The following is a 24,438-nucleotide window of genomic DNA, read 5'->3' on the forward strand; positions in this document are numbered from 1 at the left end:
AACTGGATCAGCCCACTTGGTCCTCTAAGGAAGAAACGCACTTTTCCAACGGTAGGCGGAGCGTAATCCGGGTTCCTTTAGTGGGATCGCTCTCGAAGAGAAATTCCGATTCTTCGCCGTAATACATTTTCATCCGGGTGAGCACATTTCGAAGGCCGAACAGGTCATTCTCTTTTTTGCGGTCCGTTGAAATGCCTTCTACTGCTAGCCTGGACGCTTCTTCAAGTTTGGCACAAATATAGTCAAGCCTTTCGTTTTTTACCCCGACTCCGTTGTCGCTCACTTCAATCACCAGCATATTACTGTGTAAATAAGTCGAAATGACGAGTTCCCCACCCATGCTCTGTTTTTCCAGGCCATGCAGAAAAGCATTTTCCACAAGCGGCTGTAAGAGGAGCTTCAGCACATGATAAGGCTCGCTTTCCTCGGCGATGTCGAACCGGACGGTAAAATGATCCAAAAATCGCAGTTGCTGGACTTTAATATAATATTTCAAGTGCGTGATGGTATCCGCGACCGAAAATGTCTCGTTTCCCTTGTTCAGGCTTAATCGGAAAAACTTTGACAAATTAAGCACCATTTCACTGATTTCGTCGGCTTCATAGTTTTTAGCCGTCCAGTAGATGGAATCCAATGTGTTATAAAGGAAATGCGGGTTGATCTGCGATTGCAAAAACTTAAGCTCCATTTTGGATAATAAAAGCTGTTTCTCGTAGTGGTCGCGAATGAGTGTCCTTTGGTTTTCGGCCATCCGGTTGAATGACTCGATGACGTAACCCAGTTCATCCACACGCGTATCTTCCAATTGGATGGTAAAATTGCCGGTTCGGAGCTGTTTCATACCATAAGCCAGTTTTCGCAGCGGTGCGGAAATTCCCCGATAAACAATCCAGGATATCCAAATCGCGAGTACCAGACTGACGACTACAATCCCGTAATTAAACACCTTCAAGGAGTCGGTCAGGCTGCGAATTTCCTCAAGAGGCTGTTCCATCATGAGCGACCACCCGGAAAGCTTCGATTCTACGCTGATCCTGACCATCTCAGTACCGGTTTTCGGCGATCTGCGGACCGACCTAACATCCTCCTTTTTGTCCCATACTTGCGAATTTACACTCCCCCCTGTACCAGCAATCGGACTTCCGTCGCTTCCAAAAAGATAAATATTCGCGTTTTTGGAGGGAAGAAGCGGCTTTGCCAGCTCGATAAGGGAGCTTTTTTTAATGGAAAGCACAAGCAGATTTGGATTGATAAGTGTCCGGTTATAAGGATCCATCGTCCGTATCAGATGAATGCTGTCCTTATCGAAGTAGGATTCACCCTCCTGAGGTGAGTAAAAGACCGTGCCCCCACCCGCTTCCATTAAGCGCACGTACCATTCCTGCTTCTCTGCACCCTCAGGCAGCTTGCGTCCACCGAGTTTGGTGGAGATGACCGTACGCGACGGCATATGAATAATCGTGATTTGGTCCACCATTAAATTAACCGTGGTCATGTTCGTTATCTGTTCCATCACCTGCGCAAAGTAAACGAACGATTGCTTTCTTGGCTCCTGTACGACGGATTGCAGCGTCGTATTCATATTCGTATCGAACGCGATCAGCGAGGAAAGCTGTTCGATGTTCTGCAGCGTCAGGTCAATGTAATCGGCCATCGTATGTAGGGCTCCTTGGGTCCTTTCTCCTGTTTGCACTTCCAAGATCATTTGCGATTTGACGATGACAAATAGACTGTAGCTAGAAAGTGGAAGCAAGATGAGCAAAAAATACCACATAAGCCGAACCTGAATGAAACCAGTCAGCAGTTTGCGAACTTTGGGCAGGATTTCTTTGGCCATTTCGGTGGTTCCTCCATTCAAGCTAGGTCACTTTCCAGCTACTTGTTAGTCTCCCGCCACCATTCGTTCACTTCCCCGCTAATTTCATCACCGCCAGACTCCTTCCACTTTTTAACAAAAGCATCGAATTCCTCGATGGGGCTCAAACCAGTAATGATTAGCGTATAGGTTTCTTCCTGTAGTTTGGACAGCTTAACTTGATGTTTGCCCATTGCAGGAGTCGGGGGCCCGTTAAAGCGGTTCTCCATCAGATTGCTTTCGATCCTCTGCAGGTTATCGTAGAGTCTGAACTGCTCACCGAGGCCTTCCAGCCGATCTTTGGTCATTTCCTTTTCCACTGTATCAACCAACGCCCCGTATATGCCCCGATAGGCGTGCTTCGTATGCTCTGCAAATCGAATAGATAGCTTTCCGTTTACTCGGGTCCAGACTTCGTTTTCAAAACCGAGCTTCAGCGCTTGTTGGCCGGGCCCCGCGATAAAATCGAGGAATTTGACAACAGCCTCAGCGTTGTGACTCTTAAGGGGCACGACATTGTAGGAACGGACGTTGGACGTGCTGTATACCCCATGGTTGCCCTTCGGACCAACCGGAAAATCAAGCGGGATCCATTCTGCTGACGGATCGTTTTTGCGGTTCTCCGCAATGTGGGTACGCGTGTCAAACCAAGCTGCGGAATATAGGCCAACCCGACCTGTCGCTACCTTTTCGCCGAGAACGTCGATTTTATTTAGCGGGAATTCCGGGTCCAAGATATCCTGATCATACAGGCTGCGTAAGTAGGCTAGCGCTTCTTTCATCTCAGGGAGAATACCGGAATAAACAAGCTTTCCATCTCGCTCATACCAAGCGTTCATTTGTACGCCGAAGGCTCCGAGAAAAGGTGACGTTCTCTCTAGATGCTCCAAGATCGACAGGCCATAGGTATCTTTCCTTCCATTTCCGTCGGGATCTCCTTCGGCAAAAGCCTTCATCACCGCCGTGTACTCCTGAATGGTCCGCGGAGGCTTTAAGCCGAGCTTGTCCAGCCAGTCCTTTCGGGCATAAATAATTTCTGTTCCGTTTACTTCATTTAAGCTGGGAATGGCATATATGTTGCCCTCCACCGTTACGTTGTCCCAAGCTTCTTTGGGGATTTTCGCTTTCAGGTTTGCCCCGTACTTCTCGATATAGTCATTTAAAGACATTAGCGCCTTTTGATTCACAAAGTTAATAAACCAGGATGGACTGCTCGTGTTGAGCAGGTCCGGAGGCTCCCAGACGTCATGATGACGTTCAGTTTTTCATCGTACCCGTTCAGCGAGGGGAGTGTCACATTTACCTGTACGCCGGTGTTTTTCTCAATATAGGCTAGATATGGGTTGTTGTTCGCATCCATGCCTTCCGGAAAGCTCATGCCCAAGCTGTTCACGACGATCCGAATTACAGGCGATTCTGCAGATTTGGATGCCTCCTCGCCGTTTATTCCCCCTGCTTGGGAGCTGCAACTGACGGCGGTGAAGCAGGTAAACATGGCGAAAACAACGAGAAGGGCTGATTTTTTCTTTTCCATTCAACCACCACTTCCTGCCAAATATGACAAGCATTATCCGGCCAAAATCCGCTGCAGAACAGGTGTCAGCCCATCCGCCATTCGCATAAATCCAAGGTCCGTCGGATGCGAGCCGTCAACCGTGCATTCATGAGCGTCCTCACCCAGTAACTTAGAGCCGTCGCAAAAATAGATATAGTCATCATTCAAGGCGCGCCGCTGCTCTACAGTCTGGATCTGGATTTGTTTACGGTCTGCCCGATCCTGCGCCATTTGAGGCTGAAATTTTTCCTTCGCGTTTGTGATACGCGAGATCACGAGGATCGGCGTCAGCGGATGTTTTTCCCTGTAAATAGAAATGAACTCCGGCAGTGTTTTCTGCAGCAGATCTGTTGAAACACAGTTCGCCTCATAGTCCAGAATCAAACACGCGGGGGCTGAGATTTCCGCAAGAATATGAGCCAGCTCCGGTTCTCCCTTTCCATTGCCGGAGAAGCCTAGATTGAGAAACTCCATGTTGATCCGGCGCGATAGGATGTTCGTATAGGTCATACCTGGACGGGATGCACAGCCTCCCTGCGTGATGGAGGTGCCATAGACGATAATCTTTTTACTGTTCTCATATGCGGGTGGAGGGGCGATATGAGCTTGACGATCCAAGCCGACCCAAACTTCCTCTACGCCTTGATAGAGAGGGAAGTTCAGTGTAAGGATCCGATTCTCCCGTTCCAAATTCGTAAATACGACGCTTTCATACACGGTTAGTTTGTGATCGTATACGGTCGTGCCATAATATACCTGTTCTCCCGGACCCCCGATGTAGCAATCGAAACCACACTGCCCCGTAGCAGGCATATGATACATATTGGCAGCCCCCGTCAATTTTATTTTGACGGACAGCGCGGTAGCATCCGTTGCGAAGCGGATCTGTCCCCCTGCCGTACAGTTGGCCAATTGGTCAACTGCCTCTGGGAGATTCCACCCCGACCCCACCGGAAGTCGGCGGTAACACCCTTCCTCGTGCAGCCAACCGAATCCACCAATATGGAACGGATGCTCGAGTGGTGTATACCACATGAGATCATTAACACCGGATTGCTGAATCCGCATGTTCGCGTCCAACTGTACAGCGTTAGCTGATTGTTGATTTTTGCTCATGCTGCGCTCCTCCTTCGTTTTCGAATCTTTGTAAAGGAAGAGAAGTCCGCCTCGAAAGGAGATGAACTTCTCACTTTAGCTTTGCATTAAGTATTTTCGTCCCCCTAACCGAGAAACCCTTTTTCCTCCAGGTCAAAGGTTATTAAAGTACCAAAAGAAGTCATGGTCCTCCGCTGTAGCCTCGTTCATGCTGTAATACAATGGGGATAGCCTATGAAAACCTGTGGGCCAGGAGGAAAAGGGAGGGGATATATGCGTTGGCAGACATGAACAGCAAAAACAACATGCAAGCATACGAGGCCGATATCGTCATTATCGGCGGGGGAACCGGTGGCTGCGCCGCCGCACTTGCCGCCGCCAAATCGGGTAAGAAGGTAATCATGACCGAGGAAACAGATTGGATCGGGGGGCAATTAACGAGCCAAGCCGTTCCGCCGGATGAACACCAATGGATCGAACAGTTCGGCTGCACCCGCACATACCGGCAGTTCCGAGACGGTGTGCGTGAGTATTATCGACGACATTTTCCGCTTACGGCAGAAGCGCGGTCCCGCATTTATCTGAATCCCGGAAACGGCGGCGTTTCGCGACTGTGCCACGAGCCTCGCGCTGCTTTGGCGGTGCTGCAAGATATGCTCGCTCCCTATGTTCATAGCGGGAGACTTCTCATTCTTCACCGCCATCGTGTGAATTCGGTTTCCGTGGACGGCGATGACGTCCGTTCGGTTACGGTACGTAATATGATTACAGAAGACCTTGTTGAGCTTTCCGCCTCCTACTTCCTTGATGCAACGGAATGCGGAGATGTTTTGCCGCTCGCCGGAGCGGAATACGTGACCGGAGCGGAGTCCGTTAACCAGACCGGTGAGCCCCATGCCGTGGAGGGCCAGGCCCTTCCGCAGGACATGCAGGGCTTTACGTACTGTTTCGCAATGGATTATATCGAAGGAGAAGATCACACCATCGATCGACCTGAGCGCTACGACTTCTGGCGGCAGTATAAAGCTGATTTTTGGCCGGATCGGCTGCTGAGCTGGACAGGAGTTCGTCCTCATACCCTGGAGTCGGTGAATTACGAGCTTTTTGAAGGGACAGAACGGTATTCCCTCTTCTACTATCGGCGCATTATTGATAGCACGAACTTTGAGAAGGGCTTTTATCCCGGAAGCATCACGCTAGTCAACTGGCCTCAAAACGACTACTGGATAGGTTCAGTCATCGACGTGAGTGAAGAGAAAAGAGAGCAAAACCTATGGGATGCCAAGCAGCTCAGTCTTTCCTTGCTCTATTGGCTGCAAACGGAAGCGCCTCGGCCTGACGGAGGTAAAGGATACCCGGGACTTCGTCTGCGTAAAGACATCGTCGGCACCGAAGACGGACTGGCCATGTACCCTTACATACGAGAATCACGCCGCATCAAAGCAGAGTTTACTGTATTGGAGCAGCATGTGAGCGCTGCTTGCCGGACGGACGGAAAAGCGGAGCCATTCGACGATTCCGTCGGTATCGGCTGCTACCGCATTGACCTGCATCCAAGTACGGGGAACCGCCATTATATCGATATCTCTTCGCTTCCGTTCCAGATTCCACTGGGCAGCCTGATTCCTGTCAGGATGAATAACTTGCTTCCGGCGTGTAAAAATTTGGGTGTCACGCACATTACGAACGGCTGCTATCGACTTCATCCGGTTGAATGGAACATCGGCGAAGCGGCTGGCTTTCTAGCAAGCCACTGCATAGACCGCAATCTGCTGCCCCGCGAGGTGCGAAACAAGGAATCGGAGCTTCGCGACTTCCAGCGTATGCTAGTGGGCTATGGGATCGAACTCGCTTGGACGACTATTCATTCGGTATAAAAAATTCTAAAGACGAGGTGGCTTTCATGATGAAAAAAATACAAATAGCGGTTATCGGAGCCGGATCGATTTCCGAATTGCATTTAAAATCCTATCAAAACAATCCGGATGTGGAGCTTTACGCGATCTGCGATCTGAACGAGGAACGTGCGAAGGCAAAGGCTGATAAATACGGGATAACCCACGTTTACACCGACTATAAGGAGCTGCTTGCCGATCCGGGCGTGGATGCCGTGAGTATCTGTACGTGGAACAACAGCCATGCACCGATTTCCATTGCCGCACTGGAGGCTGGTAAAAACGTACTCACTGAAAAACCGCTTTGCAAAACAGTGGAAGAAGCGCTGGCCGTGGAAAAAGCAGTCCTCCGTTCCGGTAAAACGCTCCAAGTCGGTTTCGTCCGTCGGTATGCGTCCAACACGAGCATCGTCAAATCCTTCCTGGACAACGATGAGCTCGGCGAAATTTACTATGCAAAAGCTTCGTGTATCCGTCGTCTGGGCAACCCGGGCGGTTGGTTCTCTGATGTCGAGCGTTCAGGTGGCGGACCGCTGATTGATGTAGGGGTACACGTGATCGACTTGTGTTGGTACCTGATGGGCCGACCAAAGGTAAAGTCGATATCCGGGAACATTTACAAAAGACTTGGCAACCGTGCCAACGTGAAAAATCTTGCTTTTTACAAAGCGGCTGACTACGATGCTTCTCATAATACCGTAGAGGATATGGCAAATGCGATGATCCGCTTTGAGAACGGCGCCTCCCTCCTTGTCGATGTAAGCTTCACGCTTCATGCGAAAGAAGACGAGCTTACCGTAAAGCTGTATGGTGACAAAGGCGGCGCAGAGTTGGAGCCACAGTTATCTATCGTTACGGAGAAATACGACACCATCCTGAACCTTACGCCGCAGATCAACAACCTGTCCTTCGATTTCGTCGCCGGTTTCCAGCAAGAAATCAATTATTTCATCGAGGTATGCCAAGGAAAAAAAGAAACCCTCTCCCCTGTGCAGGACGGCGTTGAAATGATGAAAATTCTTTGCGGTATTTATGAATCCAGTGAAAAAGGAGAAGAAATACACTTCTAAGAATCGGCAAATTGGCTTGCGGAAAACCTGAAATGGAACTGGTTCATAACTGAGCTTATCTCATACGGAAGGAAAGTGAATACCGTTGAAAAAGTTAAAATGGTTGAATTTCACCCTCTTGTTGACGCTGCTCGTTTCCCTTTGTCCAATAACTGCGTTTGCTGCGGAAACCAGCCTCTCTACCGCTGCCGCCGATTACATTGAAGTGGAAGCCGCTCCAGTGGACATTACCATTGATATTGAAGGTCCACGCAAGCAGATTAATTCGGTCGATAAGGATGTAAGTGGAATTACAGATTATGTGGCATTATTCACAAAAGAGTACGCACCGCAGATAACAGTTGGAAAAACATCCATCGGCGTTGTCGTCGACTCTGCTAACCAAGTGACGCAGGTTGTTAACCCTTCTGTGAACGGCGCGGTGCCTGTGTGGACGGGACCTACAGATCTGGCCATCCCTCAAGGTGGCTACATCCTAGTCGCAGGCGACGACAGCTGGGCAAACAAAACCTACAAGCAGTATCTCGCCAAAAACTTCAAAGTCGGGGATAAGATCAAGTTGCGTAAAAACGGCGATGTGATTCCTGTTACTGAATTAATGACGGGACAAGGTCCTAAAGCCCAACTCAAACTGAACAATGACGCCTGGTTTACCGTCACCCTGCCGCAAACAACCGTTTCAGGCAAATTGGAAAATCTAGAGCAGGGTATCCCCTATTCGGTCCGTGTGAACCAAACCGCCGTCACCTTGCAGGCGAACGACACCTTCCAGATTGATATCGGGCTCACAGAAGGTGTTAATTACCTAGATGTCGTAGTCTCCAAAAACGGTGTGGAAAACGACCGTAAAACGCTCATTGTGTTTTATAAAAAACAAACCGGCACAACAAAGGAAGTCGTCCTCTGGGTTGACCAAGGAACTAATATTTTCAAGCTTCAGACGCCTGAAAATGTGCGAGATATGCTAATTAAGGCGAAAGACGCCGGCGTTACGGCGATAGCGCTTGATGTCAAAGGCGTGGAAGGCTTCGCCAATTACAAAAAGAACGACCTGACAGGCCGCCCACATATCTCACAGATGACAGCGCCAACCCGCGCGGGAGCGAATCCGGACCTCGACATGTTAGAGGAGTTCATCACGTACGGGCACCAGCTTGGTATCAAAATCCATGCTGCTTTCAACGTCTTTGCCGAAGGCTCGCCTGCCCACAATGAGTATGGGCTGCTGAACCAACATCTCGATTGGGAAGAGCAAGTGTACCGTCCCGAGGATAACGGTCAGATTTTGCGGCTGCGTGAAAGCAACTATTACAAATCAGGCAAATCCCTCGTTGCTTTCGTTAACCCGGCCAATGATGACGTCAGAGCCTTCGAGTTGAAAAACATAGAAGAGGTCATCAAAAACTATGATGTTGACGGCGTCGTGCTCGACCGGACCCGCTATGACAATGAAACAGCCGACTTTAGCCCGCTAACACGCCAGAAGTTTGAAGCATTTCTATCCGCCCGCGGCAAACAGCTGACGAACTGGCCTGCTGACGTGTTCACCTATGTGAACAATGTCCGTCAGTCAGGTCCCTTACAGAACGACTGGTGGGAATTCCGCTCGCAAACGATCAAGACGTTTACGGATGAAGTCCGTTTACTAACCGACCGCTACACAGCATTGAAGGGCAAAAAGATCCAATCTTCCGCCTATGTTGGCTCCTGGTTTGAAACTTACTACCTGAACGGTGTTCACTGGGGCAGCCCCAATTTCAAGTATGACAGCCGCCTCCAATTCCCGGAGGACAGCCTATATACCGATTCTTACTCCAAAGCAGGCTATACAGATAACATCGATTTTCTCATGATCGGTACGTACCAGACGACGCAAAAAGAAATCGAACATTACATTACCCTTGGCAACATCGTAACAAACGGCGAAGTTCCGATGTACGCTAGCATTGCGCTGGCCAACATCCAGGATCCCCCGCTGCAGCGTTCTGTGTTCCAGACAGGCCTGTCGCAAACGAACGGCCTCATGCTCTTCGACTATTCGCAGGTCAATTGGCCGGTCGTGAAAGCCTCTCTCCAGAACGTGGAGTACGTCAAGGATTATCAAGTCGGCTCCAGTATTCCCGGAAACAACGAAGCTTTCCTGGAAGGAGATATGTACAACGTGAGCCGAAACGAAAACAATTTGAACGTGTACTCGGATGCATTCGGTCTGACGACAGCCACGACTACGTACGGTGTCGAAGCTATTGTTGGCAACACCGGCAAAGTCACCCAAGTCGTCAATCAGCAGCAGGCGCTGAGTTGGAACTGGACCAATATGTCCCCTAATAACAGCGCTATTCCGCAGGGCGGCTTCGTGATCTCTGCATTGGATGCGTCAGGCGTTCGGACGAAACGACAGCTGGTCGCTATAACTTACAAGGTCGGCGATAACGTAAGATCAGCCGTATTGCGGGGCCATTTGGCCTATGCAAACATCAGCACACCGCTGAAGAACCTAGAGATCAAAGGCAGTGTGGAAGTGTTGGGACCGGGCACTGCGGACGTTCGCGTGAACGATGTTCCTGCAACACTAACAAACAGTGGAGACTTCACCGGAAATGTCACGCTGGATGTGGGTGCCAATGTCGTCAACATCTCCGTTTACGTTGACGACCTCAAAACGAACGAAAAAACTGTAACCGTCACTCGTACGGCCCCCGTCATTACAGGCATCTCGCTGGATTCACCCGCATACCGTCTTGTAGCAGGCGATAATCACGCATCCGTCACGACTGCTGTCTACTCGGATGGAACGAGCGTCGTTGTAACCGGTGCTTCGTTCAGCTCTAGTAATCTTAAGGTAGCAGTTATTGCTGCAGACGGCTCAGTTACCGCGCTGAAGGCAGGTACTACGGAAATTACTGCCCAATTCGAAGGGAAAACAGCCAAGTCAATCGTCAGCGTCGTCGAGTTAGAGGGTCTCTCTTTTGAAGAAAAGAAACACAGCCTTGTCCAAGGTGAAACCTATTTGGCACCCTTAAAGGCAACCTACTCGGACGGAACGAAGTCGTATATTACCTTAGGACCGATATACCGCTCTTCGCACGATAAAGTCGTTTCCATTGCTGCGGACGGCACCATCACAGCCGTGAAACCCGGCTCCGCAACCGTCACTGCCTCCTACAATGGCAATATGTCGGAGATCAAAATCAAAGTGTTCAACAATCATAAAGATAAGAATGATGATAAACAGAATGATGACGAAGAGATTGATCATATGGAGATTGAAAATGAAGATAACGGTTAAGGGTTGATAACGAAACAAAAAAGCATCCTGGCCTTCCTTGTGGGAAGGTCAGGATGCTTTTTTTGGAGTCTTCGCAGAACGTCAATACGTTATTGCTTGCAACTCGGGTAGCTAGCTGTATTTTCGCGAAATAGAGGATTGTCGTGTCGCTTCACTTAACTGCAATATCTACTTTCCGTTTACGGCAGCGCCAACCATTGATATGGCGTCTTCGCTGCTTTCATTCCAGCCTCCAGAATCGTCGCAATCGCAATCGTTTCTGCCTGCGGAACTAGTGGCTTACCCGACTCGAAAAAACCAATAAGGTTCTCAATGAACGCTCCGAAAAAATCCGACTCGATCTTCAGAAACTTCGACTGTCCCGTTTCATAACTCAAAGCCATGTTGAATGGGCATTCCAAACCATACAGGTTGATCGTCGCTTGTCGGCCATCAGCATACCCGATTAACAACGCCGGCGTGTTCGCTGTGCCCGTCCACATCACCCGTATGACATCCGTTCCCATCAGCGAAACGATAGGTTCCACCTGATGAATCGAATAATTGCCAAATTCCCCCGGTCCTAGACTACAAATAGACTCTATTCCCTGCTTCACTAGTCCCGAATACTCGGCAGCAAACCGTAAAGCCGAAGTCGAGTACATCGGGGTTCCGTGCTTGTCGGCGAGTTCAAACATCCGTATGGCCCCCGCCCGGTCAGGCGCAAAGGTTTTATCGATAAAGGTGGGCTTGCCGGATCGAAGCGGCAGCTGTGAAAGTTCCTCATGGTACTCCGAATGATCCGGCGATAGAACGACCAGATAATCACTCTGATCCACAACGGCCTCAATCGAATCCAAAAGCTTGATTTCTTTCTTTTCGCACCATTCCGAATTGGTGAGTTTACCTGCCATATTCGCCATGCCGTATGCATAAGCCACCTTCATTTCTCCGCCTGATGTTTTCTCCAACCACGCCGGATATTTCTCCGCATGCCATTCATCCAAAAAATAATCGATAAAACCAATCTTTTTCATCGCTCTCTCACTCCCTCTTAGATATAAAACCCCCACGGCATGAACCGCAGGGGAATATTGTGCCTGTAAAAGGCTTACTTCTTGTTCGCAGCGTACCATTCATTGGCTGCTTTCGTCATTTCGTCTCCGCCTTCTGCTTTCCACTGAGCCAGGAACTTATCATAATTTTCGAGCGGCTCTGCACCTGTTATGTACTTCAGGAACGTATCCTCCATCAACTTTTGCAGCTTCAAATTGTACTTACCGATGGCTTCAAGCGGAGGAGCAAAGGAGAGCGGATCGACAACAACGTTTCCTTTCGAAGCTTCCTGATTTTTATTAAATGCATCCGTCAGGATCGGATCTTTACGAACTCGCGCCTGCCAATAGATCGGATAGTTTTTCTCATCCACACCCGTGAGGAAGGACGAGGCGTTGTTGTATTGATCGTTAAAGATCGGAAGGATCGGGAAATAGCTGCCATTTTCCACCTTGTGGTGAACGCCTTCTTTACCGATGGCCGCTTCCTTGTGAATGTCTTTGTCTAGCTTCAGATCCAAATACTTGATGATGTCTTCCTTCTTATCGGCCCATTTCGGTATACCCACGTAAAAGCTGATGCCTGCAGTTGCCATGACTTGAACTTTGCCATCATCCCCTTTTAGATAAGGCAGGCTGGAAATTTTGGCGTTTGGTGAATTTTTGAGAAGCGCATTTTGTACCGTAGGTGCATTGAAGTAGGCGTTCGAGATGATGGCCGCTTTACCGCTCGTAAAGTTCTCTATTACTTTGTTCGCCTGATTAAGAGACCACTCTTGGTCGATCAATTTCTCGGTGTACAGCTTCTTTGTAAACTCCAAATATTTTTTCATATTCGGGTTTTCGACCGCATTTACCAGTTTGCCATTTACGTCCTGCCAGCCGGTCGTTAAGGTCGTCTGAACCATTGTCAGGCCAAATGTAGGCAGGATTTCAGGAATTAGAGGGCTTTTCCCACCTGATAGTGCCATGACATTTTTCTTTTCTTTGAGCGTCTTCATGACGTTGTACAGCTCGTCACGCGTTGTCGGTGCCTTCAGCCCAAGCTCATCCATCCAATCCTGGCGAACGATGAGTGCCGAATTGACGACCGTACCCGATCCCGTCTGCGGAATACCGTAAATTTTACCGTTCAGCTTCGCTCCGTTCCAAGAATTTTGGGAGATGACGTTTTTCATATTGGTGCCATATTTGTTGACTAACTCGTCGATCGGCTCAAGTGCGCCAGACGATGCGAGTTTGGAATACTGCGGTCCGCTGAGCAGCATGAAGGCATATTGTTCCTTGTTGGCCATGAGCAGGTTAAGCTTGTCGTCTGGGTTCTCAACCGGCAGCATATCGTAGGTTACTTTGTAACCTGTTTTTTCGTTCAGGAACTTCGCCACGACTTCGGTATTTGGATCAAAACGAGCGTACTGCAGCAGCGCCTTGAATTCCGGCTTCGGCTTATTCGCATCTGCTAATACAGTTGGTGCCATTGACGCGGCCGGCGCTGTGGAGCTGCCGGCCGATTGGCCACCACTGCCGCAAGCGGTTATAGACGCCGCTAAAGTTGTGATAGACAGTACAGCTAAACATTTTTTTAACATGGAAGAACCTCCCTTTTCGTATATGGGGTACGGGTTAAAGCTTTTAACCAAACATCACGGAACAAACCTGGCGCCTGCCCACCACCACCCTTCAAGTATCGTTTGTAAGCGTTCATCCTTTGACAGAGCCGATCAGAACGCCCTTAACAAAATATTTTTGAAGCAGCGGGTAAACGACTATGATGGGGAGCGTTGCCAGAACAATCGAAGCCGCTTGTATGGACTGCGGTGAAACGTTAAGGGAAGCATCCACATTGGTCCGCATGAAAGCATCCGTGGAAGAGACGAAGAGTTCCTTCAAATACAGCTGCAGCGGTTTCAATTCAGTCGAATTGATGTAGATCAGCGACGTAAAGTAATCGTTCCAGAACGTAACTGCGTAGAACAAGGCGATGGTTGCCAGTACGGGAAGCGAAAGCGGCAAATGATACGCGCAAGAATCGTCATATTGTTGGCACCATCGATTTTGGCCGATTCTTCAAGACTGTCAGGCAAGCTTTCAAAGTAGCTTTTGATAATGAGCATGTTGTACACATTTATCATAAAAGGTAAGAAAAGTACCGGCAGCTTATCGATCAGATGAAGTTTATGCATAAGTAGGTAGGTCGGGATCAATCCACCGCTGAACAGCATCGTAAACAAATACAGGAGGATAATAAACTTGCGTCCCCGCAGCCTAGGCTTGGACAATGGATAAGCGGCCAGCGTTGTCATAAATAAAGCTAACAGCGAACCGACCAGTGTCACGGTGACGGAAACGACAAAAGCATGGAGGAACATAGAATTGCTGGCTACAAATTTGTAGTCCCTAGTTGAAAGTCGATCGGATACAGCGTAACCATCCCTGAGACGACAGCTGCTTCGCTGCTAAACGATTTGGCGATAAGATTTATGAACGGGAAAATCGTGGAAAGCCCTAACAGGATAAAAAACATATAATTGACCACAGTGAAAATTTTTTCGCCGGTAGATGTTCGGATCATGCCAGATCCTCTAAAGGCAGGCGTTTTTACAGTACTGTTCGCATTCATAGCTGATCCTCCTTTATTTGCCGTTACCAAATACCCCTTCCAAAAAACTTTCTTGCCAAACCATTACCCGAAATGATTAATATAAACGCGACAACGGATTCGAACACCCCTACGGCAGTTGAAAAACTGTAGTCCTGCTCGCCTAGACCGATGCGGTATACATAGGTGCCGATAACGTCGGCGACGTTATATACGCTTGGATTGTACATAACAAGAACTTGTTCGGTGCCTGCTTCAAGCACATAGCCGAGACGAAGGATGAACATAAGCAGGATGATCGGGAGCAGACCGGGCAGCGTGATATGGACGATTTGCTTCCATTTATTTGCACCGTCGATTTTGGCGGATTCATACAATCCAGGATCAATGCCGGCCAAAGCCGCTAAGTAGATAATCGTATTCCAGCCGAGGTCCTTCCAGCCTGCTGAAGCAACAAGAACGGAGCGAAAGATATGGCTGTCCAGAAAAAAGCGGATCGGTTCGCCGCCCATGGCGACAATCATTTTGTTGACGATACCTCCGTTCGAGGAAAGCAGGTCGATGAACAAGCCACTGACGATTACCCAAGACAGGAAGTGTGGTAGGTAAATAACGGTTTGCACACTTCGCTTGAACACCATGTTTTTCAATTCATTCAGCAAGATGGCGACCACAATCGGGAGCGGAAAGAGAAACACAATTTTATAAATCGAAATCATCAAGGTGTTCTCGAACACATGCAGAAAGCTCGCAGACGAAATCAATTTCTCGAAATGCTTCCACCCGACCCATGGACTTGCGGCCATCCCTTCAAAAATATTAAAATCTTTGAAGGCAATGATAATCCCATACATCGGCGTGTACTTAAACACCAGCAGAAATGCGATGCCGGGAATGAGAGCGAGATACAAATCCCAATCTTTCCGTATATCGATCCACAATTGTCGTAAATAGCTTCTTTTTAACGTTTTTTTTCGCGAGACTAACGTTTTTCCCAAAAGGGGTTGTTTCTCTCATGGTGTCTCCTCCTTCTTGCCTATCATTCATAGAATTAGTGTATCATCCACCGTTTTTTGCGAATTAGAGTAATATTACTTGTTTTGGTACTTTCATAACTTCTCACTTTCGAAACACAAAAAAGCCTTCCCCGATACACGGAGAAGGCTGCCGAACGACATTCAGGAGATCAACTGCGTACCTCCCCAGGCGTCACGCCCCAATATTTACGGAATACTCTTGTAAAATAACTTACGTCCCTATAACCTACTGCAGCTGCGGCATCGTATACCCGAACACCCTCCTGTAAGGTCGCCTTGGCACGCTCCATTTTTCGTTCCATTACATAGGTGGAAAAAGCCTTACCTGTTTCCTGTTTGAAAAGGCGGCTAAGGTAGGAAGAGTTGACATACAGGCGGTCGGCGACGGCATGCAGCGTCATTTCTTGGTCGATTTCATTTTCGACAAGACTTAGTATGGTTTTAATCATTCCATGGCTAGTCAATTTTCTCCTCTGGCTGGCATAGGTTAAATACGCCCTTATCAACCGCTGCAGCCAAGACAAAATTTGTTCCTTAGCCGACAATTCACGGTGATTGTGAAAATAGACGTAGTCCTCACCGGTCACTTCCCTTACCGGCCAACCCTGTTTCTGGATCATCCGGACAAAAAGGCTTCCAAAATAAAGGATGTGCTCATGCATTTCCCAGGCGGTTTCTGCTCTTGCCATACCACTGTCCCAAAGGGCTGTTAACGTTTCGCTTGCCTTGTCGGCATCTCCGGTTTCGAGCGCAATTTCCAGCGCTTTCTCCAGGTTCGGCTGCAACTTCAATTCCGGCTCTCTGCCCTGCTCTTCCCGGTAAGGAATCACCAGGTCATGCCCAAGTACGATCCGGTTCTGTAACGCGCGAACCGCCTGCACATACAGCTTATTCATATCTTCCCTGCCGCCTGTTGTCCCGCTGATCCCAGCACTCGCGCTGAGCTTAAGACAGCTTTGTACGGTGAAAAGCAGCTTTTCGGTCATCGCATTGATTTTTTGCAGGGCTATGTTTGGTTCTTCATTTCCGGCAAGCTGGAACACGACAACCGTACAGCCTGTATAATCAGAAGATACCCAGCAAGGAGTGGTCTCTAAGGATTCTCGCACGATACTTCCCAGTGAAAATTTGAGAAGGGGTACATCCTCTCTGCTAAAACGAGTTTCGATTTCCAGAAGCGGATCCATATCGACTACGGCTACAGCGTACTGGTCCTCTTTTGGCAAATCCAATTGAAGATCCTTGCTTTTCTGATCGATTTCCCATGGCTCGTATTTACCGTTCAGCCAGTTCTGAAAAAAATCATTAATTAGGTAAGGAAGATGTTGCTTCCATTTTTGCTTTAGCTCATCTTCGTTATGGCGCTGCTCAAGTTCGCTTTTCAATCGTTCAGTCGCTTCGAGCACCGTTTTCAAAATCTCCTCATCCCCTGCCGGTTTCAACAGGTACTTCATGACTCCGAGCTCCAGTGCTGCTTGGGCGTAAGCGAAATCGTCATAGCCGCTGAGAACGATGATCTTCAAAAAAGGGTCAGCTTGGCGAAGTTGTCTAGCCAATGTAAGCCCGTCCATTTCCGGCATCTGAAGGTCCAGCAAGATGATATCGGGCTTTTTGAGGTCGATCAACCGCAGCGCTTCCTTCCCGTTTCCGGCCTGACCGACGACCTCGATACCATGCTTGTCCCATGGAATGTTGTTGGCAAGCGCGTTTCTGAGACGGATTTCATCTTCCACAATTAATAAATTCATAGGAGCAACTCCTTGATGGATACGTGATTTAATCAACCTGTATTCGCTTCTGGATCGTTATTATCCTGCCTAGTTTCACTTCACTTGCTTGACTTGTGAATAGAGCAGAAGTTCCTGGACTTCCATTAAAGTTTTAGTCAACTGCAGCAGGACGGCCTCATGAATATTTCCTGCATTCTTCTCTAGCCCTAGAAACCTTGTGAACTCTAATGCCGCAATCTCCAATAAACGAACCCCATCAATCTTCGCTTCCCCTTGCAGGAAGCTTAGGACCGTTCCCTCACCAAGTCAAATTGGGCATTTACATAGGCATCCCAATTTTTCTGAATGATCCTTTGCACATGACCAATCCGCTTTTCCACCTGATCCAAACATCGGCTGACTTCTGCCATAGCATACTCTCGCTTCTTTGTGTAATTGGTATAAAAATTATCACATTTTCGATCACCTTAATAGGGGATATTCGTTACTTTTTATAGCATTTTAATAGTCATCCATTATCGACTCGCACTTGCTGCTTCGCTTGTAACTATCCAAATAAAAAAACCTCATCAGAATAGGAATTACTTCTGAAAAGGTTTAGGCTTTAGAATGAAACATATGAGGTAATCAAGCCGCATCAACAGCATGATCAAATGAAAAAACACGATTAATGCTCCCCGACATGAGCATATGCCACGGCCTACGATAATGGCACCGATGCAGCAATTAAAAAGCATGACGATGTCCTAGAAATCCTAGGAGCATTGTCATGCTTTGTTACAAACTTGCTAAAGGTTTTGCCCGACTTTTCCAGCGTTCAGGTATAAGCTCACTATGATCGACGTAAACAGTTCGTAAATAATGGGACACGTTGCTCACGCGTTCTTCAATCAATACCTCTCGTATTTCGGATGGTTTTGTCGGTATCGTATGATTCCATACGGATTTAAAGTTGTCTATTGGCAGAAACATATCCAGACTTTTCTTGTAAAAACAGTGTTTCGGGAATCGCGGCGAGCTCCCTGAGTCGTATTTTGATAATTTCACAGAGGAATAATAGGCCGTTAATAACGAATACGCATCGAATTCAAGCACAGCAAATCCTTCATCAGGCTCTCTGCGTGCATAAGTGTCCAGCATTTTTCGGCAATCCTTTTTGGTGGGCCAGAAAAATACATGCCTGTCCAGGCAAGCCCGAAATTGTTCCTGAGTTATTCCAACTTCCAGCATACTGTCAGGGATTCGTAGATGGGCATTTATTGTCATTAATTGTTCATCAACATTTACTTCCTTAATTTCTAATCGACGCTCACCTGGAAGGAGGGGATTTATGTGATAACTGGACAATAACGCATCGAAATGAGCAATAGCTGGCAAGTTCCTTCTTCTTGTAAAATGATAAAGGGACTGTCTGTTCATTGCTTTTGTTATTGCCGTTATAACCGTATCTCTCATGATCTCAATCCCCCTTCTACTTCCAGTATGCCAGATGTCTATGCTGCTTATCCCTGTAACCGAGCTCAAATCTCGCTTAATGCCTGGTTTACTGTTCACCCAATAACAATTCCATCACATACATTTCAATCGCTTCATAGTTTCTAGCATCTTGGTACTTCAACACTAAATCCTTATCAAATCGTCTAACTTTGGATTCTATCAGTTTAACAATTCTCAAACTATTTTCTAAATGCGCATAGGACATCGCTGCTGATTGTGTGCGCATGGCTTTCACATCAAGGCCAATATATTCCCCATTGCTGCCATATCCATGATCGATCAAGACTTTGAGCTGGTTAAAAGCGGAACGGATGTTTTCCACACCGAATGATTTGTCCTGATCATAGCGAAGACCATTTTGATCATTCAGATGAACACCCCATAATTTCCCATGCGCCAAGCAGAAAGCCATCTCAAGCGACGGTTCTAGTCCAGCAAGAACGGCATGCGCTGATTCTAATAGCGCACCCACACGAGAAGGATCCTGCGTTCCGTTCGCAAATCCGAGAACATGTCCTACTGTAGGTACAAAGCTGCGATCGATCGGCTCATTCGGTTTGGGCTCAATCAAAATTCGAATTTGAGGATCGTACGCCAACATGATGTTAATAGCTTCCCGCAGACGATGCAGACTTAAGACAGGGTCCTTGCTCTCCGAACAGAGCGTCCCTTCACGCGCTAGCCATAAAACAAGTCGATCCGAGCCTAGCTCTTTGGCAATATCAATGGACCGCAGAGCTCTCCATATAGCGAACTCACGATCCGCGGACGAATTAGAAGTAAAGCCACCGTCGATCGTCCTAGCATCCATCCATAACCGCGGAGCCACAAACTCGGCCTCTAATCCTTGTTCATCGAGGAACTGCTTCAGTTCACGAGCGCGTGATTTGATTTGATCCTCCGATAGCTCATTCATATCAGGAACAGCATCATCATCATGAAATTGAATACCTGTAAAACCAATCTCTTTGAATTTTCTAAGTTTTTGATCGAATGAAATGGAACTTCTGACCTCAGGACCAAATGCGTCTGCTCCTTCATGAACATTCCATGGACCTACTGAAAATTTAAACATTGACATCGTTAAGTTACCTCCATATGTTCACCATTTTATTAAAGTAGATTGCGTGGCAGCGAACCTGCTAGGTGTCATTCCTACACTAGCTTTGAAAGATCGGCTAAACAAATGAATACTTGAGAAACCCACTTCCTCAGCAATCTCTGTTAATGAGTACTTCCCTTCAATAATCTTTCTTTTTGATTGTTCAATTCGGATGTGAGTGACATATTTATGAATGGAAATGCCCAGCTGTTTTTTGAATAAGTGAGATAAATGGTTCGTAGACACACCGGCATATGCACCTATTAAAGCATTATTTAATTGAGGATCCTGATAACATTCATTGATGTAAGTGATCGATCTTTCAATGAACGTCCATCCCTTTGTTATTTTCCCCTCTTTATCTTTGGTTCGGTTTGATTTTTAAAAAACAGGTATAACAATTCCAAACAGATGGATTTCGTTATTAACGAATACCCCTGTCTTTTCTCCTGAAATTCCCTATGCATCAACAAAAATCTCTTCTTCAAATCGATTCTGTCCGCTAGCTGTATATGGGAGATAGGGATAATGGAAGCAAGCTTCATTTCTCTTTCCGTCTGGTTTTTTTTATGATCATTGGTTGCGGCTGTGTCGGTCAATAAACTCCGTTCTTCATCCGCATACAAATCGAAATGAAAAATATATTGAATCAAAGGCTGAGTTGAAGTTGATCGAATGACATGAGACATAAATGGATGCATCAGCAGAACATCGCCTTCTCTAGCTGCGTATTTCACACCACTCAAAAAAAACTCCGCTTCCCCTTGCTCGATATACGTATAAACATGATCGTGGTCCATCCATTCACCTGCCAAGGAGAAAGACTTCATAATTCTCGCGGCCCTTACGAAAGGCGAAATGCTGTTCATCCATGACTCATACATGTGATTCCCCCCTAACTAGCTGACTCAAGAATGAATTTGCTTCAATAAATGACTTTGGCCATTGTTCCCGCTGACGCTGATTTTTCTATGGTATCGAGGATGACCTGATTGCGGTAACCGTCCTCAAAGTTGGGAGAAGGGTTGATCCCCGTCGATATCCCTTCCATCAACGCATGCATGAGATTTATGAAGGTATGCTCATACCCGATATGATGGCCTGCTGGCCAATAAGCGCCTGCATACGGATGCACGTTCTCCGTGCAAGTGATGGATCTGAAGCCCTGCATCCCTTGAGGATCTCCCTCCAAGTATAGCTGAAGTGTATTCATATTATCCATTTCCCAACGAATTGAACCCTTCGAACCGTTGATTTCAATCCGATTTCCATTGCGATTGCCTTTCGCAAAGCGTGTAGCTTCAAAAACACCTAAGGCTCCATTCTCAAATTTGACCAAAGCTGCTGCTGCATCATCGACATTAACTTCAGCTAAAGTCTCTCCGCTTGAAATCGCATTCAGCCCCCCGGACATTTCGCCAATAGGTCTTTGCTTAATGAATGTTTCCGTCATTCCAGTAACTTCCTTGATTTCCCCAACAAGGAACCTCGCCAAATCAACGGAATGTGCCATCAGATCACCTAGGGCCCCTGATCCGGTTATTTCTTTACGCAAACGCCAGACCAACGGAAATGAGGGATCCATAATCCAGTCTTGTAAAAATTGTGCTCTAAAATGATAAATGTCACCTAAGGCACCCTCTTGAATTAATTTTTTGGCATATTGTATCGCAGGCACATACCGATAATTATGTGAGATCATATGGATGACTCCGGCTTTTTTAACAGCCTTCCACATTTGCATCGCTTGCTCCGCATTCATGGCTAATGGTTTTTCGCAAATAATATGTTTACCTGCTTCTGCTGCTGCAATGGCAATTTCAGCATGTGTATGGTTAGGTGTGCCGATATCAATGACATCAATATCGTCCCTTTCAAGCAGACGACGCCAGTCTGTATCGTACGATAGCCAGCCGAATTTCTCGGCAGCAAGCTTAACAGAATTAGGATCCCTGCCAACGATCGTTTGAAGAACAGGCTCCACATCCATATCAAAATAAAAAGGGAGATCTCTATACGCATGGCTATGCGCTTTGCCCATAAACTTGTATCCGATCATGCCAATTCGAACTTTTTTCTTCAAGCTGGTTCACTCTCCTCTAACAGGAATTTGCAGCTGTTGTTCGACAAAATTACGACAAATTTCCAGGCTTTGAAATGGCGTGCTCGTTGTTTTATCAATTTCAACGGTCAGCCAGCCCGTGTAGTTGATTCGATTCAGCTCTTCGATGATCGGGACGAAATCGATGGTTCCTAACCCAAGCTCACAAAATACAGGAAGCGCTTCATTACCTAGCAGCATAGGAAAGTCCTCTTTGGTTGCTTCTTTAGAGGTTAAGTCTTTGAGATGGACATAGGCTACACGCTCTCGGTATTTTCGAATGATGGCTACAGGGTCCATACCCGCTCCAGTCAAATGAGCCGAATCAGGTGCAAAAAACACGACATCTGGGTCACATAGACTCATTAAATCATCCAACTCGTTCTCATCCTGAATTTCAGTCCATAAATGGGGATGGACGCAAGCTTTTACCCCTAGCTCATAAGTTCTCTTTGCTGCTTCATTAATCGTCGTAGCTGCATGCTTCAGCTCTTCCAAAGTCGTTGGTTTTTGACGTCGGCCTCCTGGACCGAAAACCAAATGTTCAGCTCCACATTTTGCAATGATCTGCGCAAGACGAACATTGTACGTGATAATATCGGAACGACTAGCCGGATCGGCAAACCTTCGATTCGCCTCTCCAGAAGCTCCTCCATATAAACCTGTCATACTAAGACCATGCTGAGACAAAATTTCTTTAAATTCTTCGATCCGATCCTCATAGGCAAGTGCAAAGGAAGCCCAGGGCTCAATCGCTTTATACCCCAGCTGCGAAGCTTCCGCCAGAGCCTTGAAATGATCTTCTCCCCAAGTAATAGCATGTACGGCGATCTTTCCTTTAAATGTAGTCATTCATTAACCTCCGTCAATCAAAATGAATTCAGTTGTACTGACATTAGTATAAAGTCATGCTCGAGGGACAGTCTTTAGCCATAAGACTGGTTTTTTGTCAAAATCTACGATACGATCTACCCTTGACAGCTCCAGCCGTCATCCCTGTCATGATTTTTAACAGCCGAGGTGAACTCATCCCACGTCTTTGGAAATGAAGTGATACCGACTTTATCAAATATATCTTTATTGTAGTAAATAACATGTACGGAGAACATAGCCGTTGGGACACCATAGATTTTTCCATTGGTGGTGAATTCATCGAAGCTGTTGGATAGGAAGCCATCTTTCCATTTGGCATCTTGATCTAAAGCTTCATTGAAAGTTCCTACAAAACCTTTTGGAATATAATTAATGAGCATGGAACCATTGGCAACAAACATATCTGGCAGTTCACCTGAGGCACCGAGAGTCGTCATTTTAACCCTGTAAGGATCGTGAGGAATGGCTTCTTCAACCAAGTTGACTTCAGGGTGTTCTTTTCTGAATTGTTCCAGCGTTTCTCTAAATAACGCACCGCTGTCTTCTACATTAAAATGTCCGATGGTTACAAACCGATAATCATCAAATGAAGGCTTACACTACAAATCTACAAATTTGCAAATACGTTATCGAATGCCACTTTTGACCTAGCGAACAATTCAACTGAATCTTGAGCTGGTGTCGGCAACAACACCTCTTGCGCTACGACTCCAGAATAGCCAATCGACTTTAAGCTTTTCAAAAATCCGTGAAGATGAATAACCCCCTCTCCCGGATATAAACGTTCATTATCCAACAGTGTTTCAATCGGACTGTCAGAGGCATCATTAATGTGGACGTGAACAATCTGTTCCTTCTTTAATCTCATCAGATCCTGAATGTTTAAGCCATTCGTGTGCCAATGGTAGGAGTCCACCAATAGACCTACATTGCGCGCATTCATTGTCTCAATCCAAGCTAGCGTATCATCCAAGCTCCAAATGAAAGGATTTGCCCACTCAGTCCGCAAATGATGGCTGCCGACAAATTCCAGGCCCAAACGAATGCCGAATGCCCCTAGTATATCCGCACAAAGCTTTAATCGCCGTGTCGCAGCTACCATAAATGAGGCTGAAGGCTGATCCGTTGACGGCAAGATATATGTGCAGCAATTGAAACATTGTAAGGAAACAGCTGCTTCTGCCATTTCAACCAAAGACTTCAGTCCCTCACGAAATCGTTCCTCCGTTGTTCGCCAGTCCACTTCTAAATCAAAAGAACCAACGATCATTTGGTTCCTTTCCAGTAGATGAATGGCCTTATCTCTCCCATATTGATGCATGTAGGCCAAGGGATTTAAATCTACAGACTGAAATCCGAATTTGGCTGCATGCGTAATATAGTGTTCATCCGACTCGATTTTTCCCAAACCCGCGCGTGTTAAGCCTCTTATCATCCTAACTTCCTCCTAGGACCAGTCAAATAGTACGCCATTATACTGATCTTTATTTATTCTCAGCCCATCGTAAGCCTCTTGCGCTTGCTCTGGTTTATCACATGACTTAGCAAAGGATCGATATGCAGCCTATTCTGTTTCATAAGCTCGAATACAATTTTGGAGTTTCTCACTAGGGAAGTTTAACAAACTCATTAGCTTCAACGGGGTACCGCCATTCATGTGCTCCCTAAATGTGATACAGCCCCGCCATATAGGTGCAGTAATTTAA

21 protein-coding genes and 1 pseudogene are annotated in these 24,438 nt (G+C 46.9%); 3 read left to right on the forward strand and 19 right to left on the reverse strand.

From position 1 onward, the window contains the following. Nucleotides 1-7: 7 nt before the first annotated feature. Genes FU659_RS05465 through FU659_RS05480 form a run of 4 tightly spaced genes read right to left on the reverse strand, consistent with a single transcriptional unit; the run spans nucleotide 8 to nucleotide 4,526 of the window. On the reverse strand, nucleotides 8-1,837 hold the full coding sequence (locus FU659_RS05465; protein ID WP_147946621.1) for a cache domain-containing sensor histidine kinase: 1,830 nt from the start codon (nucleotides 1,835-1,837) through the stop codon (nucleotides 8-10). A 38-nt stretch (nucleotides 1,838-1,875) separates the two neighbouring features. Next, a complete protein-coding gene (locus FU659_RS05470; protein WP_261807633.1) occupies nucleotides 1,876-3,042 on the reverse strand; it encodes an extracellular solute-binding protein in 1,167 nt (388 codons plus the stop codon). Further along, nucleotides 3,039-3,389: a hypothetical protein gene (locus FU659_RS05475; RefSeq protein WP_147946623.1), complete on the reverse strand. Its 351-nt coding sequence runs from the start codon at nucleotides 3,387-3,389 to the stop codon at nucleotides 3,039-3,041. The genes FU659_RS05470 and FU659_RS05475 overlap by 4 nt, the downstream gene beginning before the upstream one ends. A gap of 33 nt (nucleotides 3,390-3,422) precedes the next feature. After that, nucleotides 3,423-4,526: an SGNH/GDSL hydrolase family protein gene (locus FU659_RS05480; RefSeq protein WP_147946624.1), complete on the reverse strand. Its 1,104-nt coding sequence runs from the start codon at nucleotides 4,524-4,526 to the stop codon at nucleotides 3,423-3,425. Nucleotides 4,527-4,810: 284 nt separating this feature from the next. On the opposite strand from FU659_RS05480, the gene FU659_RS05485 reads away from it, so the two are divergent. The 3 genes from FU659_RS05485 to FU659_RS05495 all read left to right on the forward strand — a co-directional run bounded on the left by FU659_RS05485 (nucleotide 4,811) and on the right by FU659_RS05495 (nucleotide 10,759). Then, nucleotides 4,811-6,382: an FAD-dependent oxidoreductase gene (locus tag FU659_RS05485; RefSeq protein ID WP_147946644.1), complete on the forward strand. Its 1,572-nt coding sequence runs from the start codon at nucleotides 4,811-4,813 to the stop codon at nucleotides 6,380-6,382. Between the two features lie 29 nt (nucleotides 6,383-6,411). Continuing rightward, nucleotides 6,412-7,470, forward strand: a complete 1,059-nt coding sequence (locus tag FU659_RS05490) for a Gfo/Idh/MocA family protein (RefSeq protein WP_147946645.1) — start codon at nucleotides 6,412-6,414, stop codon at nucleotides 7,468-7,470. Between the two features lie 85 nt (nucleotides 7,471-7,555). Next, nucleotides 7,556-10,759 carry a family 10 glycosylhydrolase gene (locus tag FU659_RS05495; RefSeq protein WP_147946625.1) on the forward strand — a complete coding sequence of 1,068 codons (3,204 nt, stop codon included), beginning with the start codon at nucleotides 7,556-7,558 and terminating at the stop codon, nucleotides 10,757-10,759. Nucleotides 10,760-10,938: 179 nt separating this feature from the next. On the opposite strand, the gene FU659_RS05500 is transcribed toward FU659_RS05495, so the two are convergent. The 15 genes and pseudogenes from FU659_RS05500 to FU659_RS05560 all read right to left on the reverse strand — a co-directional run bounded on the left by FU659_RS05500 (nucleotide 10,939) and on the right by FU659_RS05560 (nucleotide 24,167). Further along, nucleotides 10,939-11,775: a Gfo/Idh/MocA family oxidoreductase gene (locus tag FU659_RS05500; protein ID WP_147946626.1), complete on the reverse strand. Its 837-nt coding sequence runs from the start codon at nucleotides 11,773-11,775 to the stop codon at nucleotides 10,939-10,941. A 74-nt stretch (nucleotides 11,776-11,849) separates the two neighbouring features. After that, a complete protein-coding gene (locus tag FU659_RS05505; protein WP_147946627.1) occupies nucleotides 11,850-13,382 on the reverse strand; it encodes a type 2 periplasmic-binding domain-containing protein in 1,533 nt (510 codons plus the stop codon). A gap of 112 nt (nucleotides 13,383-13,494) precedes the next feature. Next, nucleotides 13,495-14,365 (reverse strand): annotated as a pseudogene (locus tag FU659_RS05510) (carbohydrate ABC transporter permease). A gap of 71 nt (nucleotides 14,366-14,436) precedes the next feature. Further along, nucleotides 14,437-15,390, reverse strand: coding sequence for an ABC transporter permease (locus FU659_RS05515; RefSeq protein WP_147946628.1), 954 nt, complete (start codon nucleotides 15,388-15,390; stop codon nucleotides 14,437-14,439). A gap of 188 nt (nucleotides 15,391-15,578) precedes the next feature. Then, the gene (locus tag FU659_RS05520; RefSeq protein WP_147946629.1) at nucleotides 15,579-17,177 is read right to left on the reverse strand and encodes a response regulator; all 1,599 of its coding nucleotides are present in this window, start codon (nucleotides 17,175-17,177) and stop codon (nucleotides 15,579-15,581) included. A gap of 75 nt (nucleotides 17,178-17,252) precedes the next feature. Then, the gene (locus FU659_RS35140; protein ID WP_187273916.1) at nucleotides 17,253-17,402 is read right to left on the reverse strand and encodes a hypothetical protein; all 150 of its coding nucleotides are present in this window, start codon (nucleotides 17,400-17,402) and stop codon (nucleotides 17,253-17,255) included. A 41-nt stretch (nucleotides 17,403-17,443) separates the two neighbouring features. Beyond that, the gene (locus tag FU659_RS36865) at nucleotides 17,444-17,569 is read right to left on the reverse strand and encodes a hypothetical protein (protein ID WP_261807634.1); all 126 of its coding nucleotides are present in this window, start codon (nucleotides 17,567-17,569) and stop codon (nucleotides 17,444-17,446) included. Between the two features lie 367 nt (nucleotides 17,570-17,936). Next, nucleotides 17,937-18,614 (reverse strand): DUF7002 family protein, encoded by a 678-nt coding sequence (locus tag FU659_RS05525; RefSeq protein WP_147946630.1) that lies wholly within the window; start codon nucleotides 18,612-18,614, stop codon nucleotides 17,937-17,939. Between the two features lie 88 nt (nucleotides 18,615-18,702). Beyond that, nucleotides 18,703-19,737, reverse strand: a complete 1,035-nt coding sequence (locus FU659_RS05530) for a TIM barrel protein (RefSeq protein ID WP_147946631.1) — start codon at nucleotides 19,735-19,737, stop codon at nucleotides 18,703-18,705. A 21-nt stretch (nucleotides 19,738-19,758) separates the two neighbouring features. Further along, nucleotides 19,759-20,004: a helix-turn-helix transcriptional regulator gene (locus tag FU659_RS05535; RefSeq protein ID WP_187273917.1), complete on the reverse strand. Its 246-nt coding sequence runs from the start codon at nucleotides 20,002-20,004 to the stop codon at nucleotides 19,759-19,761. Nucleotides 20,005-20,102: 98 nt separating this feature from the next. Then, the gene (locus tag FU659_RS05540) at nucleotides 20,103-20,642 is read right to left on the reverse strand and encodes an AraC family ligand binding domain-containing protein (protein ID WP_147946633.1); all 540 of its coding nucleotides are present in this window, start codon (nucleotides 20,640-20,642) and stop codon (nucleotides 20,103-20,105) included. A gap of 41 nt (nucleotides 20,643-20,683) precedes the next feature. Further along, on the reverse strand, nucleotides 20,684-21,817 hold the full coding sequence (locus FU659_RS05545; protein ID WP_147946646.1) for a Gfo/Idh/MocA family protein: 1,134 nt from the start codon (nucleotides 21,815-21,817) through the stop codon (nucleotides 20,684-20,686). A gap of 30 nt (nucleotides 21,818-21,847) precedes the next feature. Further along, a complete protein-coding gene (locus FU659_RS05550) occupies nucleotides 21,848-22,711 on the reverse strand; it encodes a sugar phosphate isomerase/epimerase family protein (protein WP_147946634.1) in 864 nt (287 codons plus the stop codon). Nucleotides 22,712-22,827: 116 nt separating this feature from the next. Further along, nucleotides 22,828-23,295 carry an ABC transporter substrate-binding protein gene (locus FU659_RS05555; protein WP_147946635.1) on the reverse strand — a complete coding sequence of 156 codons (468 nt, stop codon included), beginning with the start codon at nucleotides 23,293-23,295 and terminating at the stop codon, nucleotides 22,828-22,830. Nucleotides 23,296-23,339: 44 nt separating this feature from the next. Then, complete coding sequence (locus FU659_RS05560; protein WP_147946636.1) at nucleotides 23,340-24,167, reverse strand: sugar phosphate isomerase/epimerase family protein; 828 nt, start codon at nucleotides 24,165-24,167, stop codon at nucleotides 23,340-23,342. Nucleotides 24,168-24,438 lie beyond the last annotated feature (271 nt).

Source organism: Paenibacillus sp. N3.4 (assembly GCF_008017805.1).
In the GTDB taxonomy this organism is placed as follows: domain Bacteria; phylum Bacillota; class Bacilli; order Paenibacillales; family NBRC-103111; genus Paenibacillus_E.

Excerpts from the sequence above, each read along its gene's own strand:
- FU659_RS05560 (WP_147946636.1), bottom strand. The coding sequence starts at position 24,167 with ATGATAAGAGGCTTAACACGCGCGGGTTTGGGAAAAATCGAGTCGGAT.
- FU659_RS05490 (WP_147946645.1), top strand. The coding sequence starts at position 6,412 with ATGAAAAAAATACAAATAGCGGTTATCGGAGCCGGATCGATTTCCGAA.
- FU659_RS05540 (WP_147946633.1), bottom strand. The coding sequence starts at position 20,642 with ATGTATGAGTCATGGATGAACAGCATTTCGCCTTTCGTAAGGGCCGCG.
- FU659_RS05530 (WP_147946631.1), bottom strand. The coding sequence starts at position 19,737 with ATGTCAATGTTTAAATTTTCAGTAGGTCCATGGAATGTTCATGAAGGA.
- FU659_RS05480 (WP_147946624.1), bottom strand. The coding sequence starts at position 4,526 with ATGAGCAAAAATCAACAATCAGCTAACGCTGTACAGTTGGACGCGAAC.
- FU659_RS05485 (WP_147946644.1), top strand. The coding sequence starts at position 4,811 with ATGCAAGCATACGAGGCCGATATCGTCATTATCGGCGGGGGAACCGGT.
- FU659_RS05545 (WP_147946646.1), bottom strand. The coding sequence starts at position 21,817 with ATGATCGGATACAAGTTTATGGGCAAAGCGCATAGCCATGCGTATAGA.
- FU659_RS05500 (WP_147946626.1), bottom strand. The coding sequence starts at position 11,775 with ATGAAAAAGATTGGTTTTATCGATTATTTTTTGGATGAATGGCATGCG.
- FU659_RS05525 (WP_147946630.1), bottom strand. The coding sequence starts at position 18,614 with ATGAGAGATACGGTTATAACGGCAATAACAAAAGCAATGAACAGACAG.
- FU659_RS05465 (WP_147946621.1), bottom strand. The coding sequence starts at position 1,837 with ATGGCCAAAGAAATCCTGCCCAAAGTTCGCAAACTGCTGACTGGTTTC.
- FU659_RS05505 (WP_147946627.1), bottom strand. The coding sequence starts at position 13,382 with ATGTTAAAAAAATGTTTAGCTGTACTGTCTATCACAACTTTAGCGGCG.
- FU659_RS05475 (WP_147946623.1), bottom strand. The coding sequence starts at position 3,389 with ATGGAAAAGAAAAAATCAGCCCTTCTCGTTGTTTTCGCCATGTTTACC.
- FU659_RS05550 (WP_147946634.1), bottom strand. The coding sequence starts at position 22,711 with ATGACTACATTTAAAGGAAAGATCGCCGTACATGCTATTACTTGGGGA.
- FU659_RS05520 (WP_147946629.1), bottom strand. The coding sequence starts at position 17,177 with ATGAATTTATTAATTGTGGAAGATGAAATCCGTCTCAGAAACGCGCTT.
- FU659_RS36865 (WP_261807634.1), bottom strand. The coding sequence starts at position 17,569 with ATGGCAGAAGTCAGCCGATGTTTGGATCAGGTGGAAAAGCGGATTGGT.